The 11,385-nt window shown below is 47.7% G+C and carries 9 protein-coding genes; 8 read left to right on the top strand and 1 reads right to left on the bottom strand.

What is annotated here, in order from left to right; all coding sequences use genetic code 11:
- Nucleotides 1–75: 75 nt before the first annotated feature.
- The 7 genes from B5D50_RS18675 (at nucleotide 76) to B5D50_RS18705 (ending at nucleotide 7,418) form a co-directional block, all read left to right on the top strand.
- Nucleotides 76–1,392, top strand: a complete 1,317-nt coding sequence (locus B5D50_RS18675) for an ABC transporter substrate-binding protein (protein WP_200807144.1) — start codon at nucleotides 76–78, stop codon at nucleotides 1,390–1,392.
- Nucleotides 1,393–1,524: 132 nt separating this feature from the next.
- Complete coding sequence (locus B5D50_RS18680; RefSeq protein WP_078924177.1) at nucleotides 1,525–2,403, top strand: carbohydrate ABC transporter permease; 879 nt, start codon at nucleotides 1,525–1,527, stop codon at nucleotides 2,401–2,403.
- Between the two features lie 4 nt (nucleotides 2,404–2,407).
- Entirely contained in the window at nucleotides 2,408–3,241 is an 834-nt protein-coding gene (locus tag B5D50_RS18685; RefSeq protein WP_078924178.1) for a carbohydrate ABC transporter permease, read from the top strand.
- A 15-nt stretch (nucleotides 3,242–3,256) separates the two neighbouring features.
- The gene (locus tag B5D50_RS18690; RefSeq protein WP_078924179.1) at nucleotides 3,257–4,291 is read left to right on the top strand and encodes an ABC transporter ATP-binding protein; all 1,035 of its coding nucleotides are present in this window, start codon (nucleotides 3,257–3,259) and stop codon (nucleotides 4,289–4,291) included.
- On the top strand, nucleotides 4,288–5,691 hold the full coding sequence (dalD, locus tag B5D50_RS18695) for a D-arabinitol 4-dehydrogenase (protein WP_078924180.1): 1,404 nt from the start codon (nucleotides 4,288–4,290) through the stop codon (nucleotides 5,689–5,691). Before B5D50_RS18690 ends, dalD begins: the two co-directional genes overlap by 4 nt.
- Entirely contained in the window at nucleotides 5,688–6,473 is a 786-nt protein-coding gene (locus B5D50_RS18700) for an L-iditol 2-dehydrogenase (RefSeq protein ID WP_078924181.1), read from the top strand. The genes dalD and B5D50_RS18700 overlap by 4 nt, the downstream gene beginning before the upstream one ends.
- A gap of 18 nt (nucleotides 6,474–6,491) precedes the next feature.
- Nucleotides 6,492–7,418 carry an AraC family transcriptional regulator gene (locus B5D50_RS18705; RefSeq protein WP_078924182.1) on the top strand — a complete coding sequence of 309 codons (927 nt, stop codon included), beginning with the start codon at nucleotides 6,492–6,494 and terminating at the stop codon, nucleotides 7,416–7,418.
- Nucleotides 7,419–7,448: 30 nt separating this feature from the next.
- On the opposite strand, the gene dsbD is transcribed toward B5D50_RS18705, so the two are convergent.
- Nucleotides 7,449–9,359, bottom strand: a complete 1,911-nt coding sequence (gene dsbD / locus B5D50_RS18710) for a protein-disulfide reductase DsbD (protein ID WP_234975938.1) — start codon at nucleotides 9,357–9,359, stop codon at nucleotides 7,449–7,451.
- Between the two features lie 326 nt (nucleotides 9,360–9,685).
- On the opposite strand from dsbD, the gene B5D50_RS18715 reads away from it, so the two are divergent.
- Nucleotides 9,686–11,385: AAA family ATPase (locus B5D50_RS18715; RefSeq protein ID WP_078924183.1), on the top strand; the 1,700-nt coding region annotated here is incomplete at its 3' end.

Genomic DNA, 11,385 nt, shown 5'->3' on the forward strand with positions numbered 1-11,385 from the left:
TGCAATAAAATACCATTCTCTCCTCAAGCAAGTGATTTCGTGGGCATCCAGCCTAACTATTGGAGGAGTAGAGAAATGAAGTTGAATCGTATGTTAGCTGCTATGGTAGGCAGCGTAGTTCTATGTGCCGCTGCTACCACTCAAGCCGCTACCGAATTGGTCATTGCCACAGTCAATAATGGCCATATGATCGAAATGCAAAAACTCAGTAAACACTTCGAGGAAGCCAACCCCGACATTAAACTCAAATGGGTAACCCTTGAAGAAGGTGTTTTACGCCAGCGTGTGACCACGGATGTTGCCACCAAAGGCGGTCAGTTTGACATTATGACCATTGGCATGTACGAAACCCCGATTTGGGGTAAAAAAGGTTGGCTGAAAGAGCTGAAATTTGATGACAGCTATAAGGTCGATGATTTATTACCTGCGATGCGTGACGGTCTATCTTCTGAGGGCAAATTGTATGCCGCGCCTTTCTATGGCGAAAGCTCCATGCTGATGTACCGTGCGGATCTGGTCAAAGACGCGGGTATGGAAATGCCGAGCAATCCGACTTGGGATCATGTGGCTCAAGTGGCGGCAAAAATTCATAACCCCGACAAAGGCGTTTATGGGATCTGCTTACGCGGTAAACCGGGCTGGGGCGATAATATGGCCTTCTTAACCACGTTGGTGAATACCTACGGTGGTCAGTGGTTCAACATGGAATGGAAGCCGCAATTAGAAACCCAACCTTGGAAAGATGCGATTAGTTTCTATGTCGATTTATTAACTAAATACGGTCCTCCGGGTTCTGCGAACAATAGCTTCAATGAAATCTTAGCCCTTTATAATGAAGGTAAATGCGGGATGTGGATTGATGCCACGATTGCAGCTTCGTTTATCTCTGATCCTAAGCAAAGTAAAGTGGCTGACAAAGTAGCTTTCGCGCAAGCACCGACTAAAGTGACGCCTAAAGGCGCTAATTGGTTATGGGCTTGGGCTTTGGCGATTCCAGAGTCTTCGACTAAATCGGCTGAAGCACAAAAATTCATTCAATGGGCGACCTCGACTGATTATATCAATTTAGTGGGTAAAGAAGTGGGCTGGGGTAATGTACCGACAGGCACACGTCAATCCACTTATGATAATGCTGACTTTAAAGCCGCTGCTAAATTTGCAGATGCTGAATTGGCGGCGATTAAGAGTGCTAATCCGGCGGATTCTACTTTAGAAAAATCACCTTATACCGGTGTGCAGTTTGCGGCAATTCCAGAGTTCCAGTCGATTGGTGTTTCTGTTGGGCAGCAAATGAGTTCAGCCTTAGCAGGCCAAGTCAAAGTGGAAGAAGCCTTAAAAACTGCGCAAGAAGCAGCTGATCGTGAAATGCGTAAAGCGGGTTATTACAAGTAACTAATTCGGTTCCTCCAAATCGGGTAATAAGCACCCTTCTTACCCTTTAAGTGCCGCCACTTTTCTGCTGGTCCATCCAATCTCCAGTGGCGGCCTTTCTTAGATGACAAAACACCACAGACAGGTAGCGTTATGGCAGAGCATACACGTGCAGGTTCTCGTTGGTTACCCCGGATTTTAATGACACCCGCAGTAGTTACTTTATTTCTGTGGATGATCGTACCGCTGGTGATGACCATTTATTTTTCAGTGATTCGTTACAATCTAATGCAGCCCGATCAAACAGGGTTTGTTGGTTTAATGAATTATGAGTTCTTTATGACCGATCCTGATTTCTGGCCGGCCGTTTGGAATACTTTAGTCTTACTCGGTAGTGTGGTTTTAATTACCGTTTTTTTTGGCTTAGCGATTGCGTTGTTGATTAATGACCCCTTCCCGGGGCAAGGCTTCGTGCGCATTCTGTTGATTTCTCCGTTCTTCGTGATGCCGACGGTCAATGCCCTCTTATGGAAACATATGATGATGAATCCAGTGTATGGGGTATTGGCACAAATCTGGACTTTTTTTGGCCTAGAACCGGTCAATTGGCTGACGGACTATCCCTTGTTTTCCATCATTATTATGGTGAGTTGGCAGTGGCTACCGTTTGCCTGTTTGATTTTTATGACCGCTTTACAGTCAATGGATCGTGAGCAATTAGAAGCCGCTGGCATGGATGGCGCTACGTACTGGCAAAAGCTCTGGTATTTATATATGCCCCATATGGCTCGCTCCATTTCTGTGGTCATTATGATCGAGGTGATTTTCCTCCTCAGTATTTTTGCTGAAATCTATACCACAACCAGTGGTGGCCCGGGGAATGCGAGCACTAATTTAGCCTTCTTGATTTTCAAGCAAGCCCAATTGAGCTTTGATGTGGGTGTGGCTTCCGCCGGTGCGTTATTGGCCGTGGTACTCGCCAATATTGTGGCCGTGTTCCTGATTCGTATGATTGGTAAAAACTTGGACTAAGACTATGCAATCTTCACCTAACTCCAGTTCTGGCAAACTAATCATTCGCACGGTTGCGGCATGGTTGGTGGCTTTAATTTTATTCTTCCCACTGCTGTTTTTAGCAGTCACCGCCTTTAAAACAGAGGGTCAAGCGATCGCAGTACCCTCGTTATGGGTGTTTACGCCGACTTTAGAAAACTTCGTAGAGGTACAAGCTCGCAGTAATTATCTGCATTTTGCGTGGAACTCAGTGGTCACCAGCGTGGTATCCACCGTTCTAGGTCTACTGATTGCCGCACCTGCTGCTTATAGCATGGCGTTTAGCCCGACCAAGCGGACTAAAGATATTTTGATGTGGATGCTGTCTACCAAAATGATGCCCGCTGTGGGTGCCTTGGTTCCCATTTATGTGATAGCGCAAACGGCTGGTTTATTAGATACCAAATTTGCCCTGATTGTGGTGTTCACCATGAGCAATCTGCCGATTATGGTCTGGATGCTGTATTCACATTTCAAAGATATTCCGCATGAAATCCTCGAAGCTTCGCGTATGGATGGTGCCAATCTTTGGGATGAGTTCCGCCATGTCTTATTACCTTTGGGGATGGGTGGCTTAGCGTCGACGGGCTTATTGTGCTTGGTTTTAGCATGGAATGAAGCCTTCTGGGCTTTGAACCTAGGTTCAGCCAAAGCAGGGACCTTGGCTACCTTAGTCGCCTCTTACTCCAGCCCTGAAGGTCTGTTCTGGGCGAAATTATCCGCTGCTTCATTAATGGCGATTGCTCCAATTATTGTCTTTGGTTGGTTCAGTCAAAAGCAGTTAGTACAAGGCTTAACCTTTGGCGCAGTGAAATAAAGGAAGGGATTAGTGATGGCATTTTTAGAATTAAAAGGTGTTGAGAAATTTTACGGCAAGCTTCGCGCTATCAAAGGGGTGAACTTAGCGATTAACAAAGGTGAGTTCATCGTTTTCGTCGGCCCTTCTGGCTGTGGTAAATCGACCTTACTGCGGATGATTGCAGGCTTAGAAACCATTAATGGTGGGCAGTTAATGCTCGATGGTAAAGACATTACCCATGAGCCATCCTCTAAACGTGATCTAGCGATGGTCTTCCAATCCTATGCGCTCTATCCGCATATGACCGTGGAAGAGAATATGTCTTTTGCCCTGCGTTTGGCTAAAGTCGCACCTGAGGTGATTAAAGAAAAAGTCAGTAAAGCGGCTGAAAAACTGAATCTTACCAGTTATTTAGAGCGCACTCCGAAAGCTTTATCTGGTGGTCAACGCCAGCGGGTTGCGATTGGACGCGCTATTGTCCGTCAACCGAAAGTGTTCTTATTCGATGAACCCTTATCCAATTTGGATGCAGCATTACGCGGTCAAACGCGGGTAGAAATCGCTAAATTACATCGTGAATTAGGGGCAACGACCATTTATGTTACCCATGATCAGGTCGAGGCGATGACCCTAGCCGATCGTGTCGTGGTGCTACGTGATGGCATGATCGAGCAAGTCGGTACACCCTTAGAGTTATACGATCGGCCTGCGAACCGTTTCGTAGCGCAGTTCATCGGTATGCCACAAATGAATGTGCTGCCAGTTGGCATGTTTCCGAAAGCGGGTAATGTCTATGAAGTCGGTATTCGCCCTGAGCATTTGACGATTGTTGGCGCGAATGAGGGTCAATTACGTGGCACGATAGAGTTGATTGAAGCACTAGGTAATGAAACCTTAATTCATGTGAATTTAGGTACGGCCATGATTATTGTGCGGCAATACGAACGTACTCGTTCGCAGTTGGGCGAGCAAGTGGGCGTGCAATTTGATCCTGCTCATTTGCACCGCTTTGATAAAGAGGGCAAAGCGATTCTCGATGGGAACAAACTGGCAGGAGCAGCAGCATGAATGCGCCGGTGTTAACACAATTACATCTTGGTTTGGGTTCATTTCATCGCGCTCATCAAGCGGTGTATATGCAAGCTTTGCAGGATCGAGGTGATAAAACTTGGCGAATTGTGGGCGGCAATTTGCGCCCCGATATGCTCGAAACAGTGGCGGCACTACAGGCTAGCAAGGGTGCTTATACCCTAGAAACGGTTAATACAGCGGGTGAGCGCTTCTATCAGTCGATTACTTCGATTACCGAGGTGATTAGCTGGGATCAGGGTTTGAGTGGTTTAGTAAGCTTTGCCGCCGACCCGAATACGCGGATTATCTCTTTCACGGTGACCGAAGCGGGTTATTATCTGGATGCGCATAATCAATTAGATGAAAGCTTTGCCGATTTGCGTTCTGATTTAGAGGGTAAAACCTGCTCCACTATTTATGGGGCTTTAAGTAAGCTCTTACATGCACGTATGCAAGCCGAGGCTGGCAAAGTCACCTTACTCAATTGCGATAACCTGCGCAGCAATGGTGAGCGTTTCTTTGGTGGCTTAAAGCAGTTTTTAGCTAAGCGCGGTGATCAAACCTTGTTGGCTTGGGTGACGGCGAATACTAGCGCGCCCAATTCAATGGTGGATCGAATTACCCCCCGTCCCACGCCTGAGATTCGGGAACGTGTCAAAGCAGCCACCGGACGGGATGATGCAGCCGCCTTAATGGGTGAAACCTTTATTCAATGGGTGGTGGAGGATCATTTCGCTAACGGTCGCCCTGCATGGGAAACCGTTGGGGTAGAAATGGTGAGCGATGTCATGCCCTATGAGGAGGCGAAAATTCGCCTCCTTAACGCACCGCATAGTTGTATTGCTTGGGCGGGAACCTTGCGGGGTTATACGTATATTCACGAGGGTACGCTCGATCCTGAAATCCGGCAAATGGCTTATGACTATGTGACCGATGATGTGATTCCCTGCCTGGAGGATACGGCTAAGCCCTATCCATTGGATTTGCCTCATTATCGTGATGTGGTGTTGGAGCGTTTTAGTAATTCCAATATCCTCGATACGAATCAACGGGTGGCAATGGATGGCTTTTCAAAGATTCCGGGCTTTATTCAACCAACTTTGCGCGAGGCCTTAGCCGCCAATCGCAGTATTGATGCGGTGGCCATGCTGCCTGCGTTGTTTTTAGCGTTTTTGCAGCGTCAGCAGCGCGGTGAGCTTCCGTTTAAGTACGAAGATCAAGCGATGGAACCTGCTGTTGCACAAGCTATTTGTGCTGCCGCCGACCCAATTGCTGCTTTTGCGGCTGAGCGGGTCTTGTTTGGGCCGATTGCTGGCGATACCCGCTTAATTGCAGCCCTGCGTCAGGCCACGGACCGAGTTAATAGTTTTATAAGCGAATCGAGTGAATCAGTATGAGTTTACAACGTCTACACGGCAAGCACGCGCTGGTAACGGGTGCGAATGGCGGAATTGGTTTAGCTACCACGGCGGCTTTTTTAACCGAAGGGGCGATCTGCACCGCGATTGATTTACCTGCACAGCCGAGTGCTGAAATCCAAGCACTCGCTGAGCGCTTCAGTCAGTTGCATTATTATAGCCTCAATGTAATGGATACTGCTGCAGTCAAAGCCTTGATCACACAAGTGAATCAGAACTTTGGCCTTGTGAATGTCTTATTTAATAATGCAGCGATTTTCGATATGGCGCCTTTATTGGAGTCTAATGAGGCTATGTATGACAAAATTTTTGCAGTCAATGTTAAAGGCATGTTCTTCGTGATGCAGGCTGTGTTAGACGGCTTAGTCACTGCAGGGCAAACCGGTAGTATGATTAATTTGGCCTCGCAAGCCGGGCGGCGCGGGGAAGCTTTGGTTGCACATTATTGTGCTTCAAAGGCCGCTGTGATTAGCTATACCCAATCCGCTGCTTTAGCAATGGCTGCACATGGGATTCGGGTGAATGCAATTTCCCCCGGCGTGATTGATACGCCGATGTGGGAGCATGTGGATGGTTTATTTGCTAAATATGAAGGTTTAGCCAAAGGGGAAAAGAAAATAGCGGTGGGTAAAGCCGTACCCTTAGGGCGGATGGGAGCACCAGAAGACATAGCGGGAGCAGCGGTATTTTTAGCAAGCGATGAATCAGCGTATATTACGGCTCAAACCATTAATGTCGATGGCGGCAATGTCATGTCATAGCAAGCACAGGAGAAGATAATGGGTCAATTAGCTCGACAAAAAATTTCACCAAGAACGCCCGAGTTAGAGCGTGATTTTCAACGCGACCCAGTTTTAGGTTATGAACCAGAAGGCTCATTTGGATATATTCGTTGTTTAGAGCATGGTGCGCCTAATCAACTAATCCGTTGGCATTACCATGAAGAGTATGAGCTGCATCTGATTGTTGAAACCACCGGCAAAGTGTTTGTCGGTGATTATATCGGGCGCTTTGAGCCGGGGCATTTGGTACTCACCGGGCCACGTTTGCCGCATAACTGGATTTCGAGTGAATTACCCGAGCAAGGTGTACCGGTGCGTGATATGGCTCTGCAGTTCTCGGATGAGCCTTTACGCCAAGCCAGCACGCATTTACCCGAGTTGTGTGAAGCCTTGCCTTTACTCGAGCGTGCTAAGCATGGCATTGAATTCATGGGGATGAGCGAGCAAGCCTATGAGCGCATTATGAAAATCCGTCAATCTGCAGGGCTACAACGCTTTAGCGAGTTTGTTGCTTTATTAAGTCTACTGACGCGCCATCAAGATTATCGCCTGCTCTCGAATGTGCAACTACAAAGTTTTGATGATGATGTCTCTTTACGGCAAATTAGTGAGGTCGTTGATTATATTACGGCGAATTATGCGAATCAGTTTGCATTGATTGATATTGCCAAACGAGTGGGGATGAGTGAGAGTCGGTTTTCACGTTATTTTCGCCGTGCAACCGGCAATACCTTTACCGATTTTGTGAATCGGTTACGGGTGAATCGAGCTTGTCAATTACTGATGGAAACTGATCAATACGTCAGTACTATTTGCTATAACGTGGGCTTTAATAATATTGCTAATTTCAATCGCCGCTTTATGGAGTTAAAAGGGATGACCCCTAGTGACTTCCGCAAGCAAGGTGAAGCACGCTATGGCTAAGCCTTAAAAACTAAGGCGGGCTGATTGAGTTTATTTAAGTTGCTGCACATGTTTAGCAAAAGGTTCAGGGCGCATGAATCCGGTGATTCTGAGGTTTTTGCGCTCTTGCCCAGTGGCATCAAACATAATAATTGCGGGTGGTCCATACAGGCCAAATTGTTTTAATAATTCACGATCTTCTTTAGTAGTGGCAGTGACATCAGCTTGTAAGAGGATAAAGTTTTGTAAAGCAGTCTGTACGGCAGGGTCGGTAAAGGTGTATTTTTCCATTTCCTTACAACTAACACACCAATCCGCATAGAAATCAAGTAATACAGGCTTGCCTTTGGCATCATTCAAAGCTTGTGCAAGCGCTGTAGGGCTAGTTACTTGTTTAAAACGGAGTTGCTCGGTTTCTGTACCACTCAATACCCCTTTCAAGGGCTGTAGCAGGTTATTGCTGCCCGCTGCTGCTCCAATAGCCACTAGACTACCGTGAATCAAGACTAAAATCGCTAAGCCTTTCCATAAAGTCTGCCAACCACTGCTGTGAGCAGGCAAAGGCGTAACTGCTCCCATGTAGACCGCTGAAATGATCAGCAAGGCCGCCCATAAAAACATGCTGACCATCTCAGGCAGAATGCGTTCTAGCAGGGTAAGTGCCACCCCTAAGAGCATGACCCCGAAGATGGCTTTCACGGTTTCCATCCATGCACCGGCACGCGGTAGGAATTTACCCGCTGAAGTCCCAATGATTAACAGGGGTAGACCCATACCAAGACTGAGGGTAAATAAAGCAGCTCCACCTAAGAGCGCATCGCCACTTTGGCCAATATAAATCAAAGCACCCGCTAAAGGTGCAGCCACACAAGGGCCGACAATCAAAGCCGACAACACCCCCATAATGGCGACACCGATGAGATTGCCACCCGCTTGTTTATTGCTAAACTCAGTCAAGCGTTGTTGGAAAGCGGCAGGCATTTGTAGTTCATAGAAACCAAACATGGAGAAAGCCAATAAAACAAAGACCCCGCCAAATAAACCTAAAACCCACGGATTTTGGAAAAACATTTGCAGATTACTGCCGAATAAACCGGCTAGTACACCTGCTAAGGTGTAGGTCAGTGCCATCGCAAGCACATACACCAGCGATAGAGTGAAAGCAGTGCGCGTGTTTAGATTTTTCTGCCCAGCAATAATGCCCGATAAAATTGGAATCATCGGGAAGATGCAAGGTGTGAACGAAAGCAGGAGGCCAAAGCCAAAGAAGCTCACTAAAGTTAGCGCCCAGTTTCCATAAGCCAAAGTATCTGCAATTTGATCTTGTTCGGATTTAATCACCGCAGGTGGTAGAACCGTGGTGGTCGCTGCACTAGGATTAGCCGCCGTACCTGTGGCAGGTGGTTCACTGGGTTCTAGGATAAAGCCTTGGGCTAGCTGTACGGGATCAGTGGGGATATTGGCACTGAAGTATTTTAATTCGGGTGGATAGCAGACACCCAAATCCCCATCGCAGCCTTGCCAGCCCACCTCTACTTGCAATTGGCCGCTGGTTTTACCGCTCAGATCCAGTGGTAGTTTGAGATCCGCGACCTGATGAATGACATGTACATTGCCAAAAAATTCATCTTGTTTGGGTTCACCGGCGGGTAGCTGTAATTCACCTGCTTGCAGTTCAGGGTTTAAGACACGGACATGGAATTTTTCTTTGTATAAATAGAGTTTTTGCTCAGGCAATTCCCAACGCAACAGCAATTGCTTGCCATCGTATAACGGTGCTGTGAGGGCAAAGGCTTGTTCAGGTGGGAGGGGGGCACCTTGTTGATTCGCCTCTTGGTTGGCAGTACTGGTATCAAAGGGAAATAATTTACCGACTGCATAGGTGTTGGTGAAAGGAAGCAGTATGAGCAAAACACTGAAGCAGACTAAACGCACCCATACTTTTAACACTGACTGTTTCAACACTTAAGTCCTCTAGCTAAGCCTTAATTTAGAAAGATTAACTGCAGCACAGCTAGGCCGCTGCTGTTTTAGACGAACTGGTAATCTGTGAATGTTAACATGGTTTGCTTGAGCTGTGGTTTAGGGAATGGGAGGGGATAGGAGAGATACTCGCTAACTTAAGCCCTTATACTCTTGATTAAACATGACTCAAGGCCATTTCTCGGCGAGCAACGAACGGGGATTTTTGATCTGTGCCACTTGTAAAAATCAACCACCCTCTTACTGCCTGAGCAGCACCAAGGGGTATATACTTGGTGGCATACTCCAAGGTTGGATAACACCGCATGTTCCCGAAAATCCCCTACGGCGAAAGCAATTTCAAAAAAGTCATCGAGGAAGGCTTTGTCTATATCGACAAAACTGACTACATCCCTAAACTGGAAGCTGCCGGTAGCCATATTTTTTTGCTGCGCCCGCGCCGCTTCGGGAAAAGCCTGTTCCTGTCGATGCTCGAATATTATTACGATGTGGCTGGCAAGGATGAGTTTGAGACGCTGTTTGGCAAGCTGTACATCGGACAACATCCGACGCCGTTACGCAACACTTACCCCGTGCTGTTCATGGACTTCAGCGGAATTGATACCGATGGCGGGCATGAGGCGATTTTCCGCGAGTTTGATAAAAATGTTGCCTCATGGCTGACACGATTTTTAGAGCGTTATGCCTACACTGACGACGTTATTCAAACTATACTCAGCCAGCCCTCTCCTGCCGCGAAAATACGTGAATTCTTTCAAGTGCTCGAAGGGGGAAAAATCCTATTCCTGATCGACGAATACGATCACTTTGCCAACAGCATTCTGGCGGATGATCTCAAACTGTTTCAGAAGATTATGGGCAAGGGTGGTTTTGTGCGTAGCTTCTATGAGGTGTTGAAAACCGCCACGCAGCGCGGAGTACTGGATCGGCTGTTTGTGACGGGCGTGACCCCGCTGATGCTGGACAGTATGACCAGTGGCTTCAACATCGGCAAAAACTTATCCTTGCACGAAGATTTCAACGAAGCGATTGGCTTTACCGAGGCGGAAGTTATCACCTTGTTACAACCGTTGGCAGACCACTGTAGGCTGGGATTGGAGACACTGCGGGAGGATGCACGGCTGTGGTACAACGGCTACCGCTTCAACCTCAAAGCCGACACCAGTGTGTACAACGCCAACATGCTGCTGTATTTCGTGGACAGTTTCGACCGTAAACGCTGCGAATACCCGGAGCCAATGCTGGACGAGAACATTGCCTCCGACTATGGTAAGATCATGAAAATGTTCAGTATTGGCAACCGGGATACCAATTATTCAGTGCTAGAATTGTTGATCAACACGGGGGAAGCGCAAGCTTCACAACGCCGTAAGTTTGAGTTCGACAAGGGCTTTGAGCGGGATGACTTCATTAGCCTGCTCGCCTACATGGGTTTTATCACGCTGGCACGGAAGACCCTTTCTGGTGAAGTCTTCGTCATTCCCAACTACGTCATCCGTGAGTTTTACTTCCATTATTTCAAAGTGGAATTGGAGCGGCGCAACCAATTTAGCATTCCTAATCACACTCTACGCTTGGCGGTGGAACAACTGGCGGTGAATGCCGATTTCCAGCCGCTGATCACAGAGTTGGAGCGCGCTCTGCAACTATTGTCCAACCGCGATGCGATGGGCATGGACGAGAAGCATGTCAAGGTGCTGCTGCTGACTTTGCTCTACCAGACCCAAATTTACTTCATCCACAGCGAACGCGAAATGGGGCATAAGTACCCCGACATCTTGCTGCTGGAGCGCAATCCACTGAAAGTGCCGTTTCAGCATCTGGTGGAGCTGAAGTATTGCAAGAAGGGTAAAAAGGCTGACCTGAAAGAGGGCTGGGCTGCCAAGCGGCAGGAAGGTATCGCGCAAGTGCAGGGCTATTTGCAATTGCCGGAGGTGCTGAGGTTAAGAGATCTGGCCGCGTGGGTCTTGGTGACGGATGGGGAAACAGTCGAGGTGCTGCGGGT

The sequence above is a fragment of the Thiothrix eikelboomii genome (genome assembly GCF_900167255.1).
Classification (GTDB): Bacteria; Pseudomonadota; Gammaproteobacteria; order Thiotrichales; family Thiotrichaceae; genus Thiolinea; species Thiolinea eikelboomii.